Origin of the sequence: Pseudomonas resinovorans NBRC 106553 (assembly GCF_000412695.1) — a bacterium.
In the GTDB taxonomy this organism is placed as follows: Bacteria; Pseudomonadota; Gammaproteobacteria; order Pseudomonadales; family Pseudomonadaceae; genus Metapseudomonas; species Metapseudomonas resinovorans_A.
In genome coordinates this window covers 3706435-3731097 of the sequence record NC_021499.1, presented here as the reverse complement: position 1 = coordinate 3731097, position 24663 = coordinate 3706435, and the positions used below count along the sequence as shown (strand labels likewise).

Annotated in this window: 23 protein-coding genes; 14 read left to right on the top strand and 9 right to left on the bottom strand. The window is 66.5% G+C overall.

All coding sequences use genetic code 11. The annotated features are described in order from the left end of the window. Positions 1 to 23: 23 nt before the first annotated feature. The 3 genes from araD1 (at position 24) to PCA10_RS16770 (ending at position 4899) form a co-directional block, all read left to right on the top strand. On the top strand, positions 24 to 1019 hold the full coding sequence (araD1, locus tag PCA10_RS16780; RefSeq protein ID WP_016493260.1) for an AraD1 family protein: 996 nt from the start codon (positions 24 to 26) through the stop codon (positions 1017 to 1019). Between the two features lie 137 nt (positions 1020 to 1156). Further along, positions 1157 to 2737: an aldehyde dehydrogenase (NADP(+)) gene (locus PCA10_RS16775; protein WP_016493259.1), complete on the top strand. Its 1581-nt coding sequence runs from the start codon at positions 1157 to 1159 to the stop codon at positions 2735 to 2737. A gap of 449 nt (positions 2738 to 3186) precedes the next feature. Continuing rightward, positions 3187 to 4899, top strand: a complete 1713-nt coding sequence (locus tag PCA10_RS16770; protein WP_016493258.1) for an amidase — start codon at positions 3187 to 3189, stop codon at positions 4897 to 4899. 80 nt (positions 4900 to 4979) lie between these two features. Here the strand turns inward: PCA10_RS16770 and PCA10_RS16765 are convergent, their stop codons facing one another. From PCA10_RS16765 to PCA10_RS16750, 4 genes are all read right to left on the bottom strand, one after another. Next, positions 4980 to 6773: an alpha/beta fold hydrolase gene (locus PCA10_RS16765; RefSeq protein WP_016493257.1), complete on the bottom strand. Its 1794-nt coding sequence runs from the start codon at positions 6771 to 6773 to the stop codon at positions 4980 to 4982. A gap of 199 nt (positions 6774 to 6972) precedes the next feature. Next, complete coding sequence (locus PCA10_RS16760) at positions 6973 to 8376, bottom strand: FAD-binding oxidoreductase (protein ID WP_016493256.1); 1404 nt, start codon at positions 8374 to 8376, stop codon at positions 6973 to 6975. Positions 8377 to 8428: 52 nt separating this feature from the next. Next, positions 8429 to 9151 carry a FadR/GntR family transcriptional regulator gene (locus PCA10_RS16755; protein WP_016493255.1) on the bottom strand — a complete coding sequence of 241 codons (723 nt, stop codon included), beginning with the start codon at positions 9149 to 9151 and terminating at the stop codon, positions 8429 to 8431. A gap of 107 nt (positions 9152 to 9258) precedes the next feature. Then, positions 9259 to 10998: an IlvD/Edd family dehydratase gene (locus PCA10_RS16750; protein WP_016493254.1), complete on the bottom strand. Its 1740-nt coding sequence runs from the start codon at positions 10996 to 10998 to the stop codon at positions 9259 to 9261. A gap of 194 nt (positions 10999 to 11192) precedes the next feature. Between PCA10_RS16750 and PCA10_RS16745 the strand changes: the two genes are divergently transcribed. From PCA10_RS16745 to PCA10_RS16715, 7 genes are all read left to right on the top strand, one after another. After that, on the top strand, positions 11193 to 12500 hold the full coding sequence (locus tag PCA10_RS16745) for an MFS transporter (protein WP_016493253.1): 1308 nt from the start codon (positions 11193 to 11195) through the stop codon (positions 12498 to 12500). A 42-nt stretch (positions 12501 to 12542) separates the two neighbouring features. Further along, on the top strand, positions 12543 to 13475 hold the full coding sequence (locus PCA10_RS16740; protein WP_016493252.1) for an acetaldehyde dehydrogenase (acetylating): 933 nt from the start codon (positions 12543 to 12545) through the stop codon (positions 13473 to 13475). Next, on the top strand, positions 13472 to 14485 hold the full coding sequence (dmpG, locus tag PCA10_RS16735) for a 4-hydroxy-2-oxovalerate aldolase (protein ID WP_016493251.1): 1014 nt from the start codon (positions 13472 to 13474) through the stop codon (positions 14483 to 14485). The genes PCA10_RS16740 and dmpG overlap by 4 nt, the downstream gene beginning before the upstream one ends. Before the next feature lie 925 nt (positions 14486 to 15410). Beyond that, positions 15411 to 16256, top strand: coding sequence for an alpha/beta fold hydrolase (locus PCA10_RS16730; protein WP_016493250.1), 846 nt, complete (start codon positions 15411 to 15413; stop codon positions 16254 to 16256). Positions 16257 to 16333: 77 nt separating this feature from the next. Further along, complete coding sequence (locus PCA10_RS16725; protein WP_016493249.1) at positions 16334 to 17500, top strand: SMP-30/gluconolactonase/LRE family protein; 1167 nt, start codon at positions 16334 to 16336, stop codon at positions 17498 to 17500. A gap of 2 nt (positions 17501 to 17502) precedes the next feature. Further along, the gene (tcuA, locus tag PCA10_RS16720) at positions 17503 to 18969 is read left to right on the top strand and encodes an FAD-dependent tricarballylate dehydrogenase TcuA (RefSeq protein ID WP_016493248.1); all 1467 of its coding nucleotides are present in this window, start codon (positions 17503 to 17505) and stop codon (positions 18967 to 18969) included. Positions 18970 to 19091: 122 nt separating this feature from the next. After that, entirely contained in the window at positions 19092 to 19358 is a 267-nt protein-coding gene (locus PCA10_RS16715) for a hypothetical protein (protein WP_016493247.1), read from the top strand. Between the two features lie 96 nt (positions 19359 to 19454). On the opposite strand, the gene PCA10_RS16710 is transcribed toward PCA10_RS16715, so the two are convergent. Further along, positions 19455 to 19700: a hypothetical protein gene (locus PCA10_RS16710; RefSeq protein WP_016493246.1), complete on the bottom strand. Its 246-nt coding sequence runs from the start codon at positions 19698 to 19700 to the stop codon at positions 19455 to 19457. Between the two features lie 55 nt (positions 19701 to 19755). Next, positions 19756 to 20169, bottom strand: coding sequence for a hypothetical protein (locus PCA10_RS16705; RefSeq protein ID WP_144276982.1), 414 nt, complete (start codon positions 20167 to 20169; stop codon positions 19756 to 19758). Between the two features lie 307 nt (positions 20170 to 20476). Between PCA10_RS16705 and PCA10_RS16700 the strand changes: the two genes are divergently transcribed. After that, positions 20477 to 20686, top strand: coding sequence for a hypothetical protein (locus PCA10_RS16700; RefSeq protein ID WP_016493244.1), 210 nt, complete (start codon positions 20477 to 20479; stop codon positions 20684 to 20686). 2 nt (positions 20687 to 20688) lie between these two features. On the opposite strand, the gene PCA10_RS16695 is transcribed toward PCA10_RS16700, so the two are convergent. The 3 genes from PCA10_RS16695 to PCA10_RS16685 form a co-directional block, all read right to left on the bottom strand. Continuing rightward, a complete protein-coding gene (locus PCA10_RS16695; protein ID WP_231866594.1) occupies positions 20689 to 21333 on the bottom strand; it encodes a YcbK family protein in 645 nt (214 codons plus the stop codon). Positions 21334 to 21442: 109 nt separating this feature from the next. Then, positions 21443 to 21628: a hypothetical protein gene (locus tag PCA10_RS16690; RefSeq protein ID WP_016493242.1), complete on the bottom strand. Its 186-nt coding sequence runs from the start codon at positions 21626 to 21628 to the stop codon at positions 21443 to 21445. 78 nt (positions 21629 to 21706) lie between these two features. Next, positions 21707 to 22081: a helix-turn-helix domain-containing protein gene (locus PCA10_RS16685; RefSeq protein ID WP_016493241.1), complete on the bottom strand. Its 375-nt coding sequence runs from the start codon at positions 22079 to 22081 to the stop codon at positions 21707 to 21709. Positions 22082 to 22565: 484 nt separating this feature from the next. On the opposite strand from PCA10_RS16685, the gene PCA10_RS16680 reads away from it, so the two are divergent. The 3 genes from PCA10_RS16680 to efp all read left to right on the top strand — a co-directional run bounded on the left by PCA10_RS16680 (position 22566) and on the right by efp (position 24637). After that, on the top strand, positions 22566 to 22775 hold the full coding sequence (locus PCA10_RS16680; protein ID WP_016493240.1) for a hypothetical protein: 210 nt from the start codon (positions 22566 to 22568) through the stop codon (positions 22773 to 22775). A gap of 121 nt (positions 22776 to 22896) precedes the next feature. Next, complete coding sequence (gene earP, locus PCA10_RS16675) at positions 22897 to 24021, top strand: elongation factor P maturation arginine rhamnosyltransferase EarP (RefSeq protein WP_041770312.1); 1125 nt, start codon at positions 22897 to 22899, stop codon at positions 24019 to 24021. A gap of 49 nt (positions 24022 to 24070) precedes the next feature. Beyond that, complete coding sequence (gene efp / locus PCA10_RS16670) at positions 24071 to 24637, top strand: elongation factor P (protein WP_016493238.1); 567 nt, start codon at positions 24071 to 24073, stop codon at positions 24635 to 24637. The last annotated feature ends 26 nt before the right edge of the window (positions 24638 to 24663 follow it).

The following is a 24663-nucleotide window of genomic DNA, read 5'->3' as shown; positions in this document are numbered from 1 at the left end:
ACCCCGCAACGAGAGTCATCGCCATGAGACTGATCCAGTTCGAGACCGCCAGCGGTCAACGCCAGGTAGGCGTCATCGAAGGCGGCCAGGTGCAGCAGGTGCGCGGCACCGCCAGCACCCGTGAGCTGGCCCTGGCCGCCATCGCCGCCGGGCGCGGCCTGCAGGACGAAGTGCTGGCCCGTGGCACCGAGCCCGGCCCGCAGTACCGCGAGCTGCTGGAGGCCGGCCGCGTGCTGCCGCCGCTGGACCACCAGGACCCGGCCCATTGCCTGGTCAGCGGCACCGGCCTGACCCACCTGGGCAGCGCCGCGACCCGCGACAAGATGCACCAGCAGAAGGGCCAGGACGAGGCCGCCATGACCGACACCATGCGCATGTTCAAATGGGGCGTGGAGGGCGGCAAGCCGGGTGCCGGCAAGGTCGGTGCGCAGCCGGAATGGTTCTACAAGGGCGATGGCGGCATCGTCGTGCGGCCCGGCGCCGACTTCCCGGTGCCGGCCTTCGCCGAGGACGCCGGCGAGGAGCCCGAGCTGGTGGGTCTCTACGTCGTCGGCGACGACGGCCAGCCCTACCGCCTGGGCTATGCCCTGGGCAACGAGTTTTCCGACCACGTACTGGAGCGCCGCAGCTACCTCTACCTGGCGCATTCCAAGCTGCGTTTCTGCGCCTACGGCCCGGAACTGCGGGTGGGCGCGCTGCCGGCGCACCTGGCGGGCACCAGCCGCATCCGTCGCGGTGACGAGGTGATCTGGGAGCGGGAGTTCCTCTCCGGCGAGGAGAACATGTGCCACAGCCTGGAGAACCTGGAGTTCCACCACTTCAAGTACCAGCAGTTCCTGCGTCCCGGCGATGTGCACGTGCATTACTTCGGCACGGCCACCCTGTCGTTCGCCGACGGCATCAAGGCCCGGCCCGGCGACCGCTTCGAGATCGAGATGAGCGAGTTCGGCGCGCCGTTGGTCAACGGCATCGCTTCCGAGGGCGAACCCCTGGCGCCCGGCGCCGTGCGTTCGCTGTAACACCCGGCCGCCGGCCCGCCGGCGGCGCCCGCGCCCGTCAGTCGCGTGCCCACGAGGCACGCGCCGGGCGTTTTCATTTCTGGATCGCCATCGTTCGCGGTGGCCACCCCTCAACCCACAAGGTCAGGGAGACGAGCATGACCGTCATCACCGGTTTCAACTTCATCGCCGGCGGCCGCAGCGCCGCCGGCACCGTCACCGTGCAGAGCTTCGACGCCACCAGCGCGCAAGCCCTGCCATACAGCTTCCACCAGGCCACAGAGGCCGAAGTGGACGCCGCCGCCCGGGCCGCCGAGGCCGCCTATGGCGCCTACCGCAACCTGCCGGCCGCGCGTCGCGCCGAATTCCTCGACGCCATCGCCGCCGAGCTGGACGCCCTGGGCGACGACTTCATCGCCACTGTCTGCCGCGAAACCGCTCTGCCGGCCGCCCGCATCCAGGGCGAGCGGGGCCGTACCAGCGGCCAACTGCGGCTGTTCGCCAGCGTGCTGCGCCGTGGCGATTTCCATGGCGCGCGCATCGACCGTGCGCTGCCGGAGCGCAAGCCGCTGCCGCGTCCGGACCTGCGCCAGTACCGCATCGGCCTCGGCCCGGTGGCGGTGTTCGGTGCCAGCAACTTCCCCCTGGCGTTCTCTACCGCCGGCGGCGACACCGCCGCCGCCCTGGCCGCCGGTTGCCCGGTGGTGTTCAAGGCCCACAGCGGCCACATGGCCACGGCCGAATGGGTGGCCGACGCCATCGTCCGCGCGGCGGAGAAGACTGCCATGCCGGCAGGCGTGTTCAACATGATCTACGGCGGTGGCGTGGGCGAGTGGCTGGTGAAGCATCCGTCGATTCAGGCCGTGGGCTTCACCGGATCCCTGCGGGGTGGTCGCGCCTTGTGCGACATGGCCGCGGCGCGCCCGCAGCCGATCCCGGTGTTCGCCGAAATGAGCAGCATCAACCCCGTGCTGCTGCTGCCCGAGGCGCTCAAGGCCCGTGGCGAGCAGGTGGCGGCGGAACTGGCGGCGTCGGTGGTGCTGGGGGCGGGGCAGTTCTGCACCAACCCTGGCCTGGTGATCGGTATCCGTTCGCCGGAGTTCAGCGCCTTTCTCCAGCGTTTCGCCGCCTTGATGGGCGACCAGCCGGCGCAGACCCTGCTCAATGCCGGTGGCCTGAAAAGCTACTGCCAGGGCCTGGAGCACCTGCACCGGCACCCCGGCATCAGCCACCTGGCGGGTGCCGTCCAGCAGGGCAACCAGGCCCAGGCCCAGCTGTTCAAGGCCGACGTGAGCCTGTTGCTGGACGGCGATGAGCTGCTGCAGGAAGAAGTCTTCGGCCCGACCACCATAGTGGTGGAGGTGGCCGACAAGGCCGAGCTGACCCGCGCCCTGCAAGGCCTGCGCGGCCAGCTCACGGCCACCCTGATCGGCGACGCCGGTGATCTCGACGGCTTCGGCGACCTGCTCGGGCTGCTGGAGCAGAAGGCCGGCCGCCTGCTGCTCAACGGCTACCCGACCGGTGTGGAAGTCTGCGACGCCATGGTCCATGGCGGCCCGTACCCGGCTACTTCCGATGCGCGCGGGACCTCGGTGGGCACGTTGGCCATCGACCGCTTCCTGCGGCCGGTGTGCTACCAGAACTACCCCGATGCGCTGCTGCCGGATGCGCTGAAAAACGCCAACCCCCTGGGTATCCAGCGGTTGGTGGATGGGCAGAGTACGCGGGACGCGATCTAAGGGGGGAACGCTGAAACCTCCACCTGGCGCGGCGATGGTTGGCTGCGTTGGGTGGGGGGGTTGCTGCTTATCGTGGGTTTGTGCCTCATTGGTATGTTTTTGAGAGAAGGCTGAAATACCGTTGTTAGGCTCATTGCCGAAGTGGCTTGGGCGTTCTGTTTCGCCCTCCCGGGCGACTCGGCCTCCTGAAGGGGCGGTGTCGTTGCCTCACCTCCTCTAGTCAGTCGGTAAGCACTGAGTGGGCGTGAGCAGAGAGCACGCGCCTCGACGCTCACTAGCACTTCCTCCGGCACCGGCTTGGTGCACAATAGAGCGCCTAGAATCTTCACTGGCCCAGGTTCCAGTCCGGAACCTGTCGCGCCAAGCCGTGTAACGAGGACCGATATGAGCGCCGATTTCGAGATGAGTGATGTCCCCTGTGCCGCCCACCTGCAGCTGGCGGTGCAAGCATGATCGAGGTCACCGAGGTTTCCATTGCCGAGCTGCGTGCCGCGCTCGAGTCCGGTCGCACCACGGCCGTCGAGCTGGTCCAGGCCTACCTCGCCCGGATCGATGCCTATGACCGTCCCGACACGCCCACTGCCCTCAATGCAGTGGTGGTGCGCAACCCCGACGCGCTCAAGGAAGCGGAGGCGTCCGACGCCCGCCGGGCGCGGGGCGAGTTGCTCGGGCCGCTCGACGGTATCCCCTACACGGCCAAGGACAGCTACCTGGTGAAGGGGCTCACGGCCGCTTCCGGCAGCCCGGCATTCGCCAAGCTCGTCGCCCATCGCGATGCCTTCACCATCGAGCGCCTGCGCGCTGCGGGCGCGATCTGCCTGGGCAAGACCAACATGCCGCCCATGGCCAACGGCGGCATGCAGCGCGGCGTCTACGGCCGCGCGGAGAGCCCGTACAACGCTGACTACCTCACCGCGCCCTTCGCCTCCGGCTCGTCGAACGGCGCCGGTACCGCGACGGCGGCCAGCTTCTCCGCCTTCGGTCTCGCCGAGGAAACCTGGTCGAGCGGGCGCGGGCCTGCCTCGAACAACGGCCTGTGCGCCTACACGCCCTCGCGTGGGGTGATCTCGGTGCGCGGCAACTGGCCGTTGACCCCGACCATGGACGTCGTGGTGCCCTACGCCAGGACCATGGCCGACCTCCTCGAAGTGCTCGACGTGGTGGTGGCTGACGACCCCGACACCCGGGGCGACCTGTGGCGCCTGCAACCCTGGGTGCCCATTCCCAGCGTCGCCTCCGTGCGCCCGGCCTCCTACCCGGCGCTGGCCGCCAAGGCCGACGCCCTGGCGGGGAAACGCTTTGGCGTGCCGCGCATGTTCATCAACGCCGACCCCGAGGCGGGCACCAGCGAGGCGCCCGGCATCGGCGGGCCGACCGGGCAGCGGATCAACACCCGTCCGGCGGTGATCGACCTCTGGCAACAGGCTCGCCAGGCGCTCGAAGCCGCCGGTGCCGAGGTGGTGGAGGTGGATTTCCCGCTGGTTTCCAATTGCGAGGGCGACCGTCCCGGCGCGCCGACGGTGTTCACCCGTGGCCTGGTCTCCAAGGAGTTCCTCCATCACGAACTCTGGGACCTGAGCGCCTGGGCCTTCGATGATTTCCTGCGGGCCAACGGCGATCCTGCCTTGAACCGCCTGGTGGACGTGGACGGGCCGCAGATTTTCCCCCACGACCCGGGCACCCTGCCGAACCGCGAGGGCGACCTGGCCGCGGGCATGGATGAGTACGTGCGCATGGCCGAGCGCGGCATCACCCCCTGGGACCAGATTCCCACCCTGCCCGACGGCCTGCGTGGCCTGGAGCAGACGCGGCGCATCGACCTGGAAGAGTGGATGGACCGCCTGGGCCTCGACGCCGTGATCTTCCCGACCGTGGCCGACGTTGGTCCGGCGAACGCCGATGTCGATCCGGCGTCCGCGGATATCGCCTGGAGCAATGGGGTCTGGGTGGCCAACGGCAACCTGGCGGTGCGCCACCTGGGTGTGCCCACGGTGACGGTGCCGATGGGGATCATGGCGGATATCGGCATGCCCGTCGGGCTGACCTTCGCCGGTCGCGCCTACGACGACTCGTCCCTGCTGCACCTGGCATCGGCGTTCGAGTCGACCGGGTCGAAGCGGATGATCCCGCCGCGCACCCCGGCATTGTCCTCGGGCAACTGATCGCCGGCTGTCAGCCGCGCGCCTCTGGAAAACACGGAAACCCACGGAGTACGTGGGTTTCTGCTTGAGGCACGGGCGCCTTAACGCTCCATGACGTAGGTGCCGGGCGCGGGGCAGAGGGGCGGGTACTTGCGCGAACCCAGCTTCTTCGGCGCCGGCAGGCTGTCGCCCGAGCGCTGGCCGATCCATTCGCGCCAATGGGGCCACCAGCTGCCTTGCTGGCGCTCACCGGCGTTCTGCAGCCAGGTTTCCGGGTTCTCGGCGGCGGCGGGTGCCGCGTAGTAGAACGACTTGGGGTTGCCCGGCGGGTTCACCAGGCTCTGCAGGTGGCCGGCGTTGGACAGCACGTAGGTCGCGTCGTCGCCAAACAGCCGGGCGGTGCCGTAGCAGCCCTGCCAGGGGGTGATGTGGTCGGTGGTGCCGCCCACCACATAGGCGCCCACCTTCACCCGGGTCATGTCGATGGACTCGCCGGCGATCTCCAGGGTGCCCGGGTTGCTGTAGGGGTTCTGCTGGACCAGGTCGAGGTAGTCCGCGTGGAGCTGGGCCGGCAGGCGCGTGGTGTCGTTGTTCCAGGCGAGGATGTCGAAGGCCGGCGGCTTGTTGCCCAGCAGGTAGTTGTTGACCCAGTAGTTCCAGATCAGGTCGTTGGGCCGCATCCAGGCGAACATGCGCGCCATGTCCTGGCCGCTCAGCACGCCCTTGCGCCGCGAGCTGGCCTTGGCCGCGCGCAGGGCGGCCGGGGTGGTGAACAGGCCGAGGGTGGTGTCGTCCAGTGCCGACGGCATGTCCAGCACGCACACCGCCCAGCTGGTGTTGGCCACCTTGTGGCCTTCGCCACGGGCCGCCAGCCAGCCCAGGTAGGCCGCCAGGGTGATGCCGCCCGAGCAGGAACCCCACATGTTCACGTCGGGGCTGCCGGTGATGCGGCGCGCCACGTTCACGGCCTGGTCGAGGCACAGCGCGTAGTCGGACAGGCCCCAGTCGCGGTGCTCGCTGGTGGGGTTGCGCCAGCTGATGACGAAGAGGTTCACGCCACTGTCCTGGATCCACTGGATCAGGCTTTTCTCAGGCGACAGGTCGATGGCGTAGTACTTGTTGATCTGCGGCGGCGACATCACCAGGGGCCGGGCGTAGACGTTTTCGGTGGTGGGCGCGAACTGCAGCAGCTCGAACATCTCGTTGCGGAACACCACCTCGCCCTTGGCCGTGGCGATGTTTTCCCCGACCTTGAACGGCGTGCTGTCCACTTGCGCCGGCAGCCCCCGGTTGTCCAGCACATCCCGGCCGAACTGGCGGATGCCCCTGGCCAGGCTCATGCCGCCGGTGTCCACCAGCTTGCGCAGCGCCGCCGGATTGGTCAGCGGCGAGTTGCTCGGGGCCAGCGCGTCGGCCAGCAACGCGGCGACGAACTGGGCGCGGCTCTTTTCCAGCGGGGCCAGGTTGGTGGATTCGATGAAGCGGTTCAACTCGCTTTGCCCGGCCAGGTAGCTCTGCAGCAGTGCGCGCAGGAAGGCGTTGGATTGCCAGGCCGGATCGGCGAAGCGCTTGTCCTTCGGGTCCGGCGCAACGCTGGAGTTGCCGCCGACGATGGCGCGCAGCTCCTTCAGGTAGCCGCCCAGGTGGGCGCCGGCCTTGAGCGGCGACTTGCCCAGGGCTTTCAGCAGGTAGCCGGCCGAGCCGGCCAGGTCCGCCGCGCGCACGCTCACCAGCGGGTTGCCGGCCAGGGTCTGGTTGCTTGCCGTGCCGATCAGCTCGTGCTGATAGGTGTTTTCCGGGAGATCGCCATCCTTGCGAGCGCGACGCTTCCGGCCGGTGGCCGGGGGGCGCTTGGTGGTGGTGGCGGTCTGGCTCGTGGGGGTGGATCTGCTCATGGAGGCTCTCGTGTTTCCGGGCGGGGCCCGGCCTGCGGTGGTTGGCGCCGACTCTAAGGGCGCAACCGGGCCGGTCGCCTCTCATCCCGCGACAGCGGATTTTCATTTCATGACAGGGGCGGGGTGGGCCGACGAGCTGAACGGTCGGTCAACATTGGCAAAGGGGGAGTGCACGCCCTTGGCGGGCGTGCGGCGGTATTCAGCGGAAGATCTTGCCGGGGTTCATCAGGTTCAGCGGGTCCAGGGCCTGCTTGATGGCGCGCATGGTGTCGATGGCAACCAAGCCGTGTTCTTCCAGCAGGAAGTCCATCTTGTGCAGGCCCACGCCGTGCTCGCCGGTGCAGGTGCCGCCGACGGCCAGGGCGCGCTGGACGATGGCGCGGTTGAGCCGTTCGGCTTCTTCCACTTCGGCCGGGTTGTCCGGGTCCAGCAGCAGGCAGACGTGGAAGTTGCCGTCGCCCACATGGCCGAAGATCGGTGCCGGGATGCTGGACTGGCGCAGGTCCTGCTCGGTGCCGGCGACGCATTCGGCGAGCCTGGACAGCGGCACGCAGACATCGGTGCTTGAGGCGCGGCAGCCGGGCTTGAGCTGGAGGAAGGCGAACAGGGCGTTGTGCCGGGCGCTCCACAGGCGGTTGCGTTCCTCCTGCTGGGTGGCCCACTGGAAGCCGCTGCCGCCATTGCCAGCGGCCAGGCCCTGCACGGTTTCCGCCTGCTCGGCGACGCTGCTGGCGTTGCCGTGGAATTCCAGGAAGAGGGTGGGGGCTTCGTTCAGGCTGAGCTTGAAGTGGCGGTTCAACGCGCCGATGGCCAGGGCGTCCACCAGTTCGGCACGGGCCACGGGAACGCCCATCTGGATGGTCTCGATCACCGTGCGCACCGCCTCGTCGACGCTGGCGAAGCTGCATACGGCGGCGGAGATGGCTTCTGGCTGCGGGTGCAGCTTGAGGGTGATTTCGCTGATCACGCCCAGGGTGCCTTCGCTGCCGATGAACAGCCGCGCCAGGTCGTAGCCGGCGGAGGATTTCTTCGCCCTGGAGCCGGTGGGCAGCACGCGGCCGTCGGCCAGCACGGCGGTGAGGCCCAGCACGTTCTCGCGCATGGTGCCGTAGCGCACGGCGTTGGTGCCCGAGGCCCGGGTGGCGCACATGCCGCCGAGGCTGGCGTCGGCGCCCGGGTCGATTGGGAAGAACAGGCCGCTGGCGCGCAGGTATTCGTTTAGCGCCTTGCGGGTGATGCCGGGCTGCACGGTGATGCTGAGGTCTTCGGGGCGGAACTCCAGCACCTGGTCCATCTGCGAGACGTCGAGGCTGATGCCGCCCTGCACGGCCAGCAGGTGGCCTTCCAGGGAGGAGCCGCTGCCGTAGGGGATCACCGGCACCCGGTGCTGGTGGCAGAGGCGGAGGATGGCGCTGATCTCGTCCTGGCTGCGGGCGAAGACCACGGCATCCGGCGCCACCGGGTCGTAGAGGGATTCGTCGCGGCCATGGTGTTCGCAGACCGCCGCGGCGGTGCTGAAACGCTCGCCGAGCAGGGCGGCGAGGGCGCCGGCCAGGTCCTGGGGCAGCGGCTGGCGTTGGCGCGGGGAGGGGGCTTGGGTCATCACGGGCTCCTTGCTAGGGGATGAGGGTAGCCCGCGACCGCTGCGCCGCCGGCTAGAGCGGCGTCAGTTCGTTCATCACGGTATCGAGGGCTACGCGGGTATCGTCCAGCTGCACCAGGGAGGCGTGCCGGGCGCCCAGGGCGTCGCGATTCTTGATCGCGGTGAGGATCGCCTTGTGGCGTGGCAGGCTGAGCTGCTGGGTATTGGGGCGCAGGTTGGTGACGGTGATCGACTCGCGCAGGGGCAACGAGAGCATGTTGCACATGTAGGCAAGCAGGTCGTTGTGGGTGGCTTCGGCAATGGCGCGGTGGAAGTCCAGGTCCGGTTGCAGCATCTGCTCGCGGGTCTGGGCGGCTTCCATGCGCTGGTAGGCGTCCTCGATGGCGGCGATGTCCGCGTCGGTCGCGGTGGTCGCCGCGAGGGCGGCGATCTCCGGTTCGAGGATGCGGCGCACGCCCACCAGGGTGTTGAAGAACTGGGTCTGCGGGGTGCTCTGCACCAGCCAGAAGAGGACGTCCGGGTCCAGCAGGTGCCATTCGTTGCGCGGACGCACCACGGTGCCCACGCGGGGCCTGGAGTACACCAGGCCCTTGGCGGTGAGCACGCGCGTGGCCTCGCGCAGTACCGGCCGGCTGACCTTGTATTCCTCGCAGAGCGTCGCTTCCGGGGGCAGCTTCTCCTCGGGCTTGAAGCGGCCGGAAACGATGTGCATGCCCAGTTCCTGGACGATGCGGGCGTGCATGCTCTTGCGGGGCTTGGGTGTCTGGTAATCCATGGGAGAAGCGCAGGTCCGAAATGATGCCGCGCATCATAGCATCGCTCCCTTGCCGAATCCGGAGAGGCGCGTGACAGGAGCGCCGGGGCAACCGGCGCCCGGGTGCGTCAGTGCGAGTGGCGCGGAACGGCCGAGCCGCGGCAACCGACCAGGAAGTCGAAGTCGCAGCCCTGGTCCGCCTGCATCACGTGGTCCACGTAGAGACGGGCGTAGCCGCTGTCGAAGATCTTCGCGCTGGTGTCCGGCTTGAGGTCGGCCAGGCGCCCGGCCAGTTCCTCGTCGCTGATGTCCAGGTGCAGGCGGCCGTTGGCGCAGTCCAGTTCTATAAAGTCTCCATTGCGCACCGCCGCCAGGGGGCCGCCGGCCGCCGCTTCCGGTGCGACGTGGAGCACCACGGTGCCGTAGGCGGTGCCGCTCATGCGCGCGTCGGAGATGCGCACCATGTCGCTGATGCCCTTGGCCAGCACCTTGGGCGGCAGGCCCATGTTGCCCACCTCGGCCATGCCCGGATAACCCTTGGGCCCGGCGTTCTTCAGCACCAGTACGCAGGTTTCGTCCACGTCCAGGTCCGGGTCGGCGATGCGCGCCTTGTAGTCGTCGAAGTTCTCGAAGACCACGGCGCGGCCACGGTGCTGCATCAGTTCCGGGGTGGCGGCGGAGGGTTTGAGCACCGCGCCACGGGGCGACAGGTTGCCGCGCAGGATGCACAGGCCGCCGTCGTCCACCAGGGGCTTGTCCAGGGGGCGGATCACCTCGTCGTTGTACTGCGGCGATGCCTGGCAGTTGCTCCAGAGGCTCTTGCCGTTGGCGGTCAGGGCCTCGGGGTTGGGCAGCAGGCCGGCTTCGCCCAGGCGGCGGATCACCGCGGGCAGGCCGCCGGCGTAGTAGAAGTCTTCCATCAGGAAGCGGCCGGAGGGCTGCAGGTCGACCAGGGTCGGGGTGCCCTTGCCGACGCGGGTCCAGTCTTCCAGGTCCAGCTCGACGCCGATGCGCCCGGCGATGGCCTTGAGGTGGATCACGGCGTTGGTGGAACCGCCGATGGCGGCGTTGACCTTGATGGCGTTCTCGAAGGCTTCGCGGGTGAGGATCTTCGACAGGCGCAGGTCTTCGTGGACCATGTCGACGATGCGCATGCCGGACAGGTGGGCGAGCACGTAGCGCCGCGAATCCACCGCCGGGATGGCCGCGTTGTGGGGCAGGGAGGTGCCCAGCGCCTCGGCCATGCAGGCCATGGTGGAGGCGGTGCCCATGGTGTTGCAGGTGCCGGCCGAGCGGGACATGCCGGCCTCGGCGGAGAGGAATTCATCCAGGCTGATCTGGCCGCCCTTGTAGGCTTCGTGCATCTGCCAGACCACGGTGCCGGAGCCGATGTCCTTGCCCTTGTGCTTGCCGTTGAGCATCGGCCCGCCGGTGACGACTATGGCCGGCACGTCGCAGCTGGCCGCGCCCATCAGCAGGGCCGGGGTGGTCTTGTCGCAGCCGGTGAGCAGCACCACGGCGTCCACCGGGTTGCCGCGAATGGCTTCTTCCACGTCCATGCTCGCCAGGTTGCGGGTGAGCATTGCGGTGGGGCGCAGGTTGGACTCGCCACTGGAGAAGACCGGGAACTCCACCGGGAAACCGCCGGCTTCCAGCACGCCTTTCTTCACGTGCTCGGCGATCTTGCGGAAGTGGGCGTTGCACGGCGTCAGCTCGGACCAGGTGTTGCAGATGCCGATGATAGGCTTGCCCTGGAATTCGTGGTCCGGGATGCCCTGGTTCTTCATCCAGCTGCGGTACATGAAGCCGTTCTTGTCGGCAGTGCCGAACCACTGGGCGGAGCGGAGCGGGGTTTTCTTCTCAGTCATGGCGCGGTCACTCTTATTGTATGACTATTTGGTGGAGACGCCGCTGAATCTACCGCTTAAAAACGACTTTTGAAATAGTTGATCGATAAAAAGTATTACTATATTGTCTCCCTCACTTGGCCGAGACGGGAGCCTGCATCTGCCCGCCGGACCAAGCCAACCGACCCATAAAAACAACAAGCTGGAGAACCGCCATGAATCCGGAAGCTCGGATCATTCGTACGCTCACGCTCAGGTTGATTCCCTTCCTGATCCTGCTTTACCTCGTCGCCTTCATCGACCGCTCCGCCGTGGGCTTCGCCAAGTTGCACATGAATGCCGACATCGGCATCAGCGACATGGCTTACGGATTCGGCGCCGGCCTGTTCTTCATCGGCTATTTCATCTTCGAAGTCCCCAGCAACCTGCTGCTCGAGCGCTACGGCGCGCGGCGCTGGTTCGCCCGCATCCTCATCACCTGGGGCGCGATTACCGTGGGCATGGCCCTGGTGCAGGGGGCCTACAGCTTCTACGCCATGCGCTTCCTGCTGGGGGCGGCCGAGGCGGGCTTCTTCCCCGGGGTGCTCTACTACATCACCCGCTGGTACCCGGTGCGCCATCGCGGCAAGGTGCTCGGCTTCTTCATCCTCTCCCAGCCCATCGCCCTGATGATCACCGGCCCCCTGGCGGGCGCGCTGCTGGGCATGAACGGCATCGCCGGGCTCGCCGGTTGGCAATGGCTGTTCATTGTCATCGGTGTGCCGGCCATCCTGCTGGCCTGGCCGACCCTGCGCATCCTGCCGGACACGCCGAAGGACGCCCGCTGGCTCAGCGAACCCGACCGTCAATGGCTGCTGGCCGAACTGGACCGCGACCGCAAGGAATACGGCCAGACCGAGCACACCAACCCGCTGCGCGCCCTGACCGATCGCCGCGTGCTGCTGCTGGCCTTGCTGTACCTGCCGAGCACCCTCAGCACCTATGGCCTGGGCCTGTGGCTGCCGACCCTGGTGCACCAGTTCGGCGGCAGCGACCTGACCACCGGGTTCATCTCTGCCGTTCCGTACATCTTCGGGGTGATCGGCCTGCTGATCGTGCCGCGCAGCTCGGACCGCATGAACGACCGCTACGGCCACCTGACGGTGCTCTACATCCTGGGTTCCGCTGGCCTGTTCCTGAGCGCCTGGCTGGGTGCGCCGCTGTTGCAGCTGATGGCCCTGTGCCTGACCGCGTTCAGCCTGTTCTCGGTCACCGCCATCTTCTGGGTGCTGCCGGGCCGCATCCTCACCGGCGCCAGCGCCGCGGCGGGCATCGCCCTGATCAACTCCTTCGGCAACCTGGGCGGCTACATCGGCCCGTTCGGGATCGGCGCGCTCAAGGAGTACACCGGCACCCTGTCCTCCGGCCTGTACTTCCTCTCCGCCGTGATGATCAGCGGCGTGCTGCTGACCTGGATCGTTTACAACCAACTGGAAAGGAAGTCCGCCGCCGCGCGCCCCACGGCGCTAGAGCAGGCTTCCTGAGACCCCGGCGGGCAGGGATGCCCGCCGCCCTGGAGCACGTGCATGAGTAGAAAGCTGAAAGTCGCCATCGTCGGTTCCGGCAACATCGGCACCGACCTGATGATCAAGGTGCTGCGTAACGCCAAGCACCTGGAAATGGGCGCCATGGTCGGCATCGACCCGACCTCCGACGGCCTGGCCCGCGCCGCGCGTCTGGGCGTGGCCACCACCCATGAAGGAGTGGAAGGCCTGACCCGCCTGCCGGTGTTCCAGGACATCGACTTCGTCTTCGACGCCACATCGGCCTCCGCCCACGTGCAGAACGACGCCCTGCTGCGCCGCGTGAAGCCGGGCATCCGCCTGATCGACCTGACCCCGGCGGCCATCGGCCCCTATTGCGTGCCGGTGGTGAACCTGGAGCAGAACCTCCAGCAACTCAACGTCAACATGGTCACCTGCGGTGGCCAAGCGACCATCCCGATGGTGGCCGCCGTGTCCCGCGTGGCCAAGGTGCACTACGCCGAGATCATCGCTTCCATCGCGTCGAAGTCGGCCGGCCCCGGCACCCGCGCCAATATCGACGAGTTCACCGAGACCACCTCCAAGGCCATCGAAGTGATCGGCGGGGCGGCCAAGGGCAAGGCGATCATCATCATGAACCCGGCCGAGCCGCCGCTGATGATGCGCGACACGGTGTTCGTGCTCAGCGAAGCGGTGGACCAGGCCAAAGTGGAGGCCAGCGTGGAAGAAATGGCCGCCGCCGTGCAGGCCTATGTGCCGGGTTACCGCCTGAAGCAGCGGGTGCAGTTCGACGAAGTGCAGGACCTGAATATCCCTGGTCACGGCCGCTTCTCCGGGCTGAAGACCTCGATCTTCCTCGAGGTGGAGGGCGCCGCCCACTACCTGCCGAGCTACGCCGGCAACCTCGACATCATGACCTCCGCCGCGCTGGCCACCGCCGAGCGCATGGCGCAAGCAATGGGGGCTTCGGCATGAGCAAGAAACTCTATATCTCCGACGTCACCCTGCGGGACGGCAGCCACGCCATCCGCCACCAGTATTCGATCGACCAGGTGCAGGCCATCGCCCGCGCCCTGGATGCGGCCAAGGTGGACGCCATCGAAGTCACTCACGGCGACGGCCTGCAAGGCTCGTCCTTCAACTACGGCTTCGGCGCCCACACGGATCTGGAGTGGATCGAAGCCGCCGCCGACGTGATCCAGCACGCGCGCCTCACCGTGCTGCTGTTGCCCGGCATCGGCACAGTGCACGACCTGAAAGCCGCCTTTGATGCCGGCGCTCGCAGCGTGCGGGTGGCCACCCACTGCACCGAGGCGGATGTGTCCAGGCAGCACATCGAATACGCCCGCAGCCTCGGCATGGACACCGTGGGCTTCCTGATGATGAGCCACATGATCCCGGCCGAAGAGCTGGCCGCCCAGGGCAAGCTGATGGAAAACTATGGCGCCCAGTGCATCTACATGGCCGACTCCGGCGGCGCCATGAATATGCAGGACATCCGCGAGCGCATGCGTGCCTTCAAGGCCGTGCTGAAACCGGAAACCCAGACCGGCATGCACGCCCACCACAACCTCAGCCTCGGCGTGGCCAACTCCCTGGTCGCGGTGGAGGAGGGCTGCGACCGTATCGACGCCAGCCTCGCCGGCATGGGCGCGGGTGCCGGTAATGCGCCGCTGGAGGTGTTCATCGCCGCCGCCGAACGCCTGGGCTGGAACCACGGCACCGACCTCTACCGCCTGATGGACGCCGCCGACGACCTGGTGCGGCCGCTGCAGGACCGCCCGGTGCGGGTCGACCGCGAGACCTTGGGCCTGGGTTATGCGGGGGTGTATTCGAGCTTCCTGCGCCACGCCGAAGTGGCGGCCGAGAAGTACGGGCTGAAGACCCTCGACATCCTGGTGGAGCTGGGTAAGCGGCGGATGGTTGGTGGCCAGGAAGACATGATCGTCGACGTGGCCCTGGACCTGCTGGCGCGTCGCGCCTGAGGCCCCTGTAGGGTGGATGGCGCTTTCTCCATCCACCATCGGCGCCATACCTGGCTTATGTGCCCAGCTTGATTCCGAGCGGGCTGTTGGTTTCTGTTTCGCCTTCCCGGGCGACTCCCTTTGGCAGTCGCCCCAAAGGAAGCAAAGGGCTTGCCCCTGCATCCGGGTTTGGCTTCGCCAAACTCCCCTCGCTACATCCTTGCTCCGGGGGCCGCCGCGAAGGGCCATCCATGGCCCTGCGCGGCTCTCTCGGCATCCATGCCGCTCGTCCCCCTCCACAAGGATTCCACTCGGCCTCCTGAAGGGGCGCATTGCGCGGCGTCAACTCCTCTGCTTCGTTTCAGCCCGGTATGAGCAACAGGATTGCTTCGCACCATCCGGCGCGCGTCACCCCTCTCCCTTCGGGAGAGGGGCTGGGGGAGAGGGTGGTATCTCATGGCAGGGAGCCAGTCCCGAGTGGACAGGTCTTCCCCTGCGTTCTTCGAACAACCTTTTGAGCTCGATCGCAGGGCTCCATGAATGAGCTGCGTGGCGTTCAGAGCGCGCACTCGCCACTTCAGACTTTTCGTGCGGAATTTCATGAAGACTTCGAAAGTTCTGAATGACGCCCAGCTCCGGCAAGCGGCCCAGGCCTGGGATGGTCGCTGCGCTTGATCTGTATCTGTTTGAAATAAAACAACATTCCTAGTCTTTTTGGGGAAGGGCGGGCAGCTGGCACAGCGGTTGCTCCTAGGGAGGAAAGGGGCTGGCGACCACGTCGCCCTGCATAACAAGAATCAGGACATCCCCATGCCTACGCCACGCGCCGCCGCCTGTCGCCCCTCATTCCCCAATTCCTCCCCTGGCCGTACCGAGTTGCCCAATCCCCGGGTCCGCTCGCGCGGCTGACGCGTCATTCCCCCGCAACCCTGACTAGGACGATCCCATGAGCAAGTTCACCGAAGCATCCACCAGCCACTTCGTTCAGACCCCCGAATGGCGCTTGCACTACAACGACGCCGGCGAAGGCGAGGCCGTGATCATGATCCACGGCTCCGGTGCCGGCGCCACCGGTTGGGCCAACTTCCACCGCAACGTCGATGCCTTCGTCGAGGCTGGTTACCGCGTCCTGCTGATCGATTGCCCCGGCTTTGGCAAGTCCGACCCGCTGGTGACCGCCGAGCCGCGTTTCGTGGTCAATGCCCGCGCGGTCAAGGCGCTGATGGATGAACTGGCCATCGACAAGGCCCACCTGGTCGGCAACTCCATGGGCGGCGGCAGCGCGCTGGGCTTCGCCGTGGCGACGCCGGAACGCCTGGGCAAGATGATCCTCATGGGCTCCGGCGGCGTGGGCCGTACCAGCCTGTTCACGCCGCTGCCGATGGAGGGCATCAAGCTGCTGTTCGGCGTCTACCGCGACCCGACCCTGGAGAACCTGAAGAAGATGCTCGACGTCTTCGTCTACGACTCCAGCGCGCTGACCGAAGAGCTGATCGGCCTGCGCCACCAGAGCATCCTGGCCAACCCGCAGCACCTGGAGAACTTCCTCAAGAGCACCGACCTCAGCAAGTTCCAGATGGGCGATTTCTCCGCCGACCTGCCGGGCATCCAGGCGCCGACCCTGGTCACCTGGGGCCGCGACGACCGCTTCGTGCCGATCGACTGGAGCCTGAAGCTGCTCAACGGTATTCCCAACTCGCGCCTCCACGTGTTCAGCCAGTGCGGCCACTGGGCGCAGTGGGAGCACGCCGATGCCTTCAACCGCCTGGTGATCGATTTCCTCAAGCACTGAGTCCCGCACCCCTGAGCCGGGGGCGCGCGTTGCGTCCCCTTGCCGATCCGCTGCTGCATTTCCTCCAAGGAGTCCAGATGAGCCAGGCCACTCGTGCCTCCTGGCCGGTCCCGCGCACCCGCTTGACCGCCATCACCCCCTTGTCCCTGGCATTTGCGCTGGGGCTGTCGGGCACCGCCCAGGCGCAGGTCGACGGGGCCGAAACAGCCTGTCCAACACCCGAGGCGGGGCAACTGCTGTGCGGTGACGCGCCCGCCGAGGACATGGAGCTCGCCAGCGATGGCGCGCATCTGTTCCTCGGCACCACGCCGGGGCTGTCCGGCGTGCACCAGAGCCGCCTGCGGGTGATGGCGATCGACTCGGCGAAGGTGGCCGAACTGGCCATCGATGTGGCCCGCGAGCCCGGCTGGGGCGCCGCCGGTTGTGCCGCACCTGCGCAGGCGCCGGGCGCCCATGGCATCCACCTGTCGCGGCGCGCGGACGGTCGCGAGCAATTGCTGGTGGTCAACCATGAAGGGCGCGAATCCATCGAGTTCTTCGAGCCCAGGCAGACGGAGCAGGGCTGGCGGATGCTCTGGCGGGGTTGCGTGGAGAACTCCACGGGCGGTGTGTTCAACGATGTGGTGGGCACCCGCGACGGCGGCTTCGTCGCCACGGTGATGTTCGAGCACGCGGCGATGGGCGCCGATCCCCGGCTGGAGCGGATGCTCGATGGCCGGGACACCGGCTACCTGATGCGCTGGCTGCCTGGCGGAGTCCTGGAGCGCTTGCCCCGCAGCGAGACGGCGTTTCCCAACGGCATCCAGCTCGAGCCCGACGGGCAGGGCGTCTGGGTCGCGGCCTGGACGGGCCGCCAGTTGCGCCGCTACGACCTGGCCCGCCAGGACTACCGCCGTTCCGTGACCCTGCCGTTCATGCCGGACAACCTCAGCTGGAGCGCCGACGGCCAGTTGCTGGCCGCCGGCATTCCCGATGCCGGGACCTTCCGTGCGTGCTTCCTGGGCAAGGACGAATTCTGCCGCGTCGCCACCCGTGTGGCCGCGCTGGACCCGCAGCAGGGCGACGTGAAGCTCATCTACAGCGCGCCGGACGCCGTGCTCTTCGGCGCGTCGGTGGCCGTCCAGGTGGGGGCGGACCTGTATGTCGGCGCCTTCTCCGGCGACCGCCTGCTGCGCCTTCCGGCCTTTTTCGACACCGATCAGACCGCCGGCCGCGTCCAGCAGTCGGCCTTCCATGAGGAGTAACCATGGAACGCTATGACGTCATCGTCCTGGGTAGCGGCAACGCCGGACTGTGCGCAGCCATTTCCGCCAGTGAGCAGGGCGCCCGGGTGGCGCTGCTGGAACGTGCGCCCGAGCAGTTCCGCGGCGGCAATTCGGCCCACACCGGCGGCGCCTTCCGCGTCGCCTACGACGGCGTGGACGACCTGCGCCTGCTGATGCCGGACCTGCTGGACAGCGAGGTCGAGGCCTGCGATTTCGGCCAGTACAGCGGCGACGATTTCTATGGGGAGCTGGCGGCCCTGAGCCAGTACCGCGCCGACCCCGATGTGCTGGATACCGTGGTGTCCCAGAGCCTGCCCACGTTGCGCTGGATGACCGGCAAGGGCGTGCGCTTCATGCCCATCTATGGCCGTCAGGCCTTCAAGGTGGAGGGCAAGTACCGCTTCTGGGGCGGGCTGACCATCGAGGTGTCCGGCGGCGGCCTGGGCCTGGTGCAGGGCCTGCTGCAACACGCCGAGCGGGCCGGGGTCAGCCTGCATTACCACTGCCGCGCGCAGCGCCTGGAGCGGCGGGACGACGGTTGGACAGTGCACTGCCTGGATGGTCGGCGTTTCGAAGCCTCCAGCGTCGTCCTCGCCACCGGCGGCTTCCACGCCAACCGTGCTTGGCGCACCCAGTACCTGGGGCCGGGCTGGGACCTGGCGAAGGTGCGCGGCACCCGCTACAACACCGGCGACGGCATCCGCCTGGCCATGGACGTCGGCGCGGTGCCTTACGGCAACTGGTCCGGCTGCCACGCGGTGTTCTACGACGCCAATGCCCCCGAGTTGGGCGACCTGGACCGCTTGAACCAGCAGAAGAACTACTTCCACCTCGGCGTGGTGGTGAACGCCGAGGGCAAGCGTTTCGTCGACGAAGGCCGGGACTTCCGCAACTACACCTATTCGGCCATGGGCGCCAAGGTGTTGCAGCAGCCGGGCGGCGTCGCCTGGCAGTTGTTCGACCAGCACAGTCACGACCTGTTGCCGGATGAATACCGGGGTCGCCAGGTATCACGGGTGCAGGCCGACACCCTGGAAGCGCTGGCGCACCAGCTGGAGGGCATGCACGCCCCGGCCTTGCTGCAGACCTTGCGGGAGTTCAATGGGGCGGTGCGGCGCGAGGTGCCTTTCAACCCGGCGATCCGCGATGGTCGCAGCGCCGAGGGGCTGGCGATTCCCAAGTCGAACTGGGCCAATCCCCTGGAGCGCCCGCCGTTCGTGGCCTATGCGGTGACCTGCGGCATCACCTTCACCTTCGGCGGGTTGAAGGTGAACAGCCATGCGCAGGTGCTCGACGAGGAAGACCGGGCGATACCGGGCCTGTACGCCGCCGGGGAGCTGGTGGGCAATCTCTACTTCCAGCATTACGCCGGCGGGGCTGGCTTGACCTCGGGCGCGGTGCTGGGACGGATCGCGGGGGCCTGTGCGGCGGAGCGGGCTCGGCTGTGAGTCAGCGGGAGCGGGCGGGGCGGATTGGCTTTGCGGTGGCGTTCTGGTAATTCGTAGAGGAGAATGCGTCGTCTTTACGGTGGCGGTGCATCCTCCGTCCCGATGCCTACTGTGAGGAAAGAATGACCAAGATTCTCGCGCTGCTTCTGCTGGTTGCTCCCGTCGCGCTCGCCGATTCGGTTCAGCCGAGCCACTCGTGCTCCAAGCCCGATGTTCCGGCCCAGTTCAAGGACGAGGCCGAGAGCGAACAGTTCACCCGCGACGTCAATGCCTATCACCAGTGCATCTCGGCCTTCGTGCAAGCGCAGAATGACGCGGTCCACAAGCATCGGGCCGCGGCGCAGCAAGCCACCGATGAGTGGAATACCTTCGCCAATTCGATGAAGTGATTGGCCATAACGCAAAGAACCCGGCCATGTGCCGGGTTCTTCGTTGTTGCCTTCGGGGCGAGTCGGTTCCGAGTTCAGGGCCAGGGAGCGCCCGCGTCAACAGTCGACCGAACTGAACACGGGCATGCCGTGTTCATCGATGCGCACCAGCTTGGCCAGGGCGTCCTGGGCGGCCACCAGCGCGTCGGAGCGCAGGCCGAAGTAGGCGCGATCATAGACCTGGTGCAGCTTGGGTTCAGCCGCCAGCGCGGTTGACTGGACAGCAATGAAAGCGAGGGCGTGATCACCGTTCAAGCGGGCTTCGGTCCAGGCTGAATGCCCTGGGAAGACTCGTCTGCTCATGGCGGCCTCCGGCAGGTTGAACCAGTAATGGGGGATTTACACTATGGGCGCCCGATCACTGTTCAAGCTGTAAATCCGACAGGGGGTCTTCTTGTTCGCGGGAGGTCGTGACGGGTTGTCCTTCGCCCGGGCATTCCAGTGCTTCAGTGTCGGCCTTGCTGATACGTGGCCCGATCGCGGAGTTGATGACGTAGACCGCGCGCTTGCCGTCCTTCTCGGCCATGAAGCCTTCGCAGCCGTAGCCGCAGTTCACGTCGGCGGTGAAGCAGATGTTCTGGGTCGGCATGCGGTAGATGTCGCTGGGCCAGGTGAGGCAGTCCTGGTTTCCGGTGGGCGGGCAGGTGATCGGCTCGATCTCCCCCGATGCGATTACCGCCGATCCTTCCAGGTTGCCCAGGTCGCTCAGGGCCATCGCGGACATTGGCGCAACAGCGGATACAGCGGCTAGTAGCCAATGCGTGACATTCATCTTCTTTCCCTGAACTGCTCGAAAAAAACGGACAGCCTCATAGGCAGCCTTCGCACTTATGAGTTCCATTTCGACTACACAGCCCGTCGGAATTGTAACCGAGTGCTCGGGTGTTTTTCTTCGCCAAAATCAGCATAGGCTGATCTTGTCATGCGCGCTGGTTTCATCGGTAAGGGCTTGAGACGATTCACATTTTCAGGATGGCGCCACAGCGCCTTCCATCAGGGGCCGGTGTGCCTTCCATGGAGATTCACCGGCACCGGCGCTATAGTCCGCGGCCTTTCCTTCCTGCCATGGCAGATCTCCGATGGACGACGACCTCGACCTTCACGAACCCGAACACGATCATCTGCTGGATAACGACGACGAACTGGACGGCGAGTTCGACGACGAGTTCGACGAAGACGCCGATCCGCTGGATGGGGCGGAAGGTGAGTGCGACTACTGCGGCGAGACGACCGAGCGCACGGACCGGCGTGGTCAGTTCGTCTGTGGGGATTGCGCGGACTTCGACTGAGCTCAGGCGAAGTCGGCGTCCCGGTCCAGCAGGGCGAACGCCCATTCTTCCTGGCCCGGTTCGAACATCTCGGCCACGTGCCAGGTCCTGACCCGGCCGACGTCGACGTGGATGAAGCCTTTCGAGGGGTAGAAGCCCACGCCTCCGGCGCCTATGGCCCGGACCAGCTTGCCCAGTCGGTCGACGCTGACGCCGGGAATGCGGATGTCGGCGGCCATCCCGCGGATGTGCAGCGACTGCCGCGCGGCGCCTTCCAGGCTGGCGTTGTGCGCCGGCGTGCGGTAGCCGCTGTTGACGATGATGCGGGTGGGCAACTGGTTGATGCGCAGCCAGGCCTGGATCAGGAACAGCAGGTCGAGCAGCCTGACGTTGATCTTCACCGTGGAGCGGTACTTCACGTCGCGCAGTATGTGGCAGCCCTTGCGGTAGCCTTCCAGGTCCCAGCCCTTGCCCTTGCGGAAGTAGCAGAAGGCGACGACTTCACCGGCTGCCGGGCGCTCCAGGCGCAGGTGGCGATCGCGGTTGAGCATGCGTGCGTGGAGATTGCGCGGACGCAGCGTCACATCGATCCGGGTGGCCAGGGCATCTCCCGTGGCCAGCGCGGTGGCGAGCGTGGCGAATGCCTTGAGCACTTGGCGTCGGGACATGCCGGGGGAGGATGCCGCCATGGGTGACCGCTCGCAGGGGCCGGGGGTGTCCGACTATACACCCGGCGGCGGCAACGAAAAGCCCCTCGAGTGAGGGGCTTGTCGGGGTTCAGCGGTGGCCTTTGCCGTGTCCGTCCCGGTCCCGGTCCCGGCCTCGGTCGTCGTGGTCGTCATGGTCGCCGCGATCGTCCCAGCCTCCACGGTGATGGTCGTCGTCGAAGTGATGGATGATGCAGCCGCCATTGCTGGCGAGCACGACAGCCAGCAGGGCGATCTTCACGACTTTGGCAAGCATGGGCGGCACCTCTCTGGGTGGGAAATCAGCTTCCCCATGTCCTTGAGACAGGTACCTGGTGAAAAGGATCGATCTGAATCAGTCGTCGGGCTTTTCCAGGCGACGGGCGATCTGTTCAAGCAGGATCAGGTCCTTTTCGGCCAGCCGGCCCTGGCATGCGGCGAAGGTGATGCGGTCGAGCACCTGGCGCGAGCGGGGGCTGATCTTCTCGTCGGAGGCGTAGTGGCCATCCTTGGATTCGGCAATCTGCATGGCGGGATTGAGCAGGTCGTTGAGTGTTACCTCCAGCACCCTGGCAATTCGCTTGAGGTCTTCGAACGAGGGTTCGCGGGTATCCCGCTCGTAATTGCCGATACGGGACTGTGATTCCCACTGGCACTCGTTGGCCAGGGCCTGCTGAGAGAGTCCTTTCAGCTTTCTGTAGTGCGCGATGCGCGATCCAAGCGTGTTCATGCCGCGAATCTTAATAACGGAACGAACCGCGAATGGCTCACTTATCGTGTTTGCCAGTTGATCGTTTCGTGATTATGGTAGTCCGCAATTCAGCAGTTGCCAAGAGTATTCACGGATGACGAGGAAAACCCGCCAGGGCGGGGATGGCTCGCCGCCAGGGGTGTCAGGGATCGGCTTCGACAAGGAGCGGATGGGCGATGCCGCTGGCGCCGCATGTCGCGATGCGGTGTGGCGAACCTGTGACAGGTGGTGGGGACCCTGGGCCACCGGGCCGCCCTTGGGCTGAAACCGACCTGCCTTTGATTGCCCCCTGGCCGCGCGAGCGGGCAGGGGGCTCTTCCGGCGAGGCCCAGAGCGGCTTGTGCGCAAAGTCGCCAGGGGAGGGCCAATTGTTGAAATGGATAGCCACTATCAAAGCAACTGATTTCTATCGAACGCACCGAACCCATAGCATTTACACCATGCAAAGCGATGGAGGTGTGTCATGTCCCACGTTGATGTCATGTCCCTGGTTGGTACTGCGGTTCCGGAACGCCTCCGGGCCGATGGCCACATAGCCTGCTGGTTCGTGGTGGTGGACGGCGTGATGCGCTCCGGCCCCTTCACCTCCCTTGACGCGGCTGGCGCCAGCAAGGCGATCTGGCTGCTGGAAATGGCGCGCCGCCAGCGCGGTCCCCATAGCCTGCTGGCCTGAGTTCCGCGTTTTTCGCTTCCCCTGTTCTGCTCCATGCTCCCTTGGCCCGCCTTCATGGCGGGCATTTTGTTTGTGCGCCCGGCGTCTTGGTTAAACTGCGTTCTTTTCTCCCGGAAAGCACATTGTGAAGTGGGACATCTTCTGCAACGTCGTCGATAACTTTGGCGACATAGGCGTGACCTGGCGCCTGGCGCGTCAGCTGGTGGCCGAGCACGGCCAGGATGTGCGCCTGTGGGTGGATGAGCCGGCGGTGTTCGCGCCGCTCTGTCCCCAGGCCGACCCCAAGGCGCAGAGCCAATGGCAGCAGGGCGTGGAAATCCGCCATTGGCGCCAGGACTGGCAGCCGGTGGAGCCGGCGGATGTGGTGATCGAGGCCTTCGCCTGCCAGTTGCCCGCGCAATACCTCGAGGCCATGGCTGCGAGGCGCGACCAGCCCCGCTGGCTGAACCTCGAGTACCTCAGCGCCGAGGACTGGGTGGCGGGTTGCCACGGCTTGCCGTCCTTCCAGCCCAACGGCCTGCAGAAGAGCTTCTATTTCCCCGGTTTTGTCGAGGGCACCGGCGGCCTGCTGCGCGAAGCCGGGTTGCTGGAACGACGCGACGCCTTCCAGGCCGATCCGCAGGCGCGACGGGCCTTTCTCCGGGAACTGGGCGTGGCCCCCCGGGAAGATGCATTGCTGATTTCGCTGTTCGCCTACGAGAACGCCGCGCTGGCCGGTTGGCTGGATGCCCTGGCGGCCGGCTCGCAACCGGTGCAGTTGCTGGTGCCCGTCGGGCGGGTGCTGGCGGACCTGGCCCGCTGGCTGGGGGAAGAACAGCTTGGCGCCGGGGCGAGCCGGCAGCGTGGCAACCTTGTCATCGACGTCCTGCCGTTCGTCAGCCAGGACGATTACGACCGCCTGCTCTGGTGCTGCGACTTCAACGCGGTACGCGGCGAGGACTCGTTCATCCGTGCCCAATGGGCCGGCCGGCCGCTGCTCTGGCACATCTACCAGCAGGAAGAGGGCGCCCACTGGGAGAAGCTGGAGGCCTTCCTCAAGGTCTATTGCCGTGACGTCCCAGCGGAGGCGGCGGCCGCCTTGAGTGAGAGCTGGCGTGCCTGGAACCGTGGCGAGGGCATGCCGGAGGCCTGGGCTGCGTTGCTGGAAAACTGGCCGGAAATCCAGCGCCAGGCCAGGCGTTGGAGCCTGGTTCAGGGTGCGCGTTCCGACCTCGCGACAGGTCTGGTGCAGTTTTGTACAAATTAGATATGATATGCGGCCTGTTTTTTGTCACTCATCCACATCGGATATTCGTATGAAAACCGCTCAAGAGTTCCGCGCTGGCCAGGTAGCCAACATCAATGGCGCCCCCTGGGTCATCCAGAAAGCCGAGTTCAACAAATCCGGCCGTAACAGCGCCGTCGTGAAGATGAAGCTGAAGAACCTGCTGACCGGCGCCGGCACCGAGACCGTGTTCAAGGCCGACGACAAGCTGGAGCCGATCATCCTCGAACGCAAGGAAGTAACCTACTCCTACTTCGCGGACCCGCTGTACGTGTTCATGGACACCGAGTTCAACCAGTACGAGATCGAGAAAGCCGATCTGGAAGGCGTCATGGCCTTCATCGAAGACGGCATGACCGACGTCTGCGAAGCCGTGTTCTACAACGATCGCGTGATCTCCGTCGAACTGCCGACCACCATCGTTCGCGAAATCGTCTACACCGAGCCGTCCGTCCGTGGCGACACCTCCGGCAAAGTGATGAAGACCGCTCGCCTGGCCAACGGCTCCGAGCTGCAAGTATCCGCCTTCTGCGAAATCGGTGATTCCATCGAGATCGATACCCGCACCGGCGAGTACAAGTCCCGCGTCAAGGCCTGAGCCTTTTAGCGAGACGGAAAAAGCCC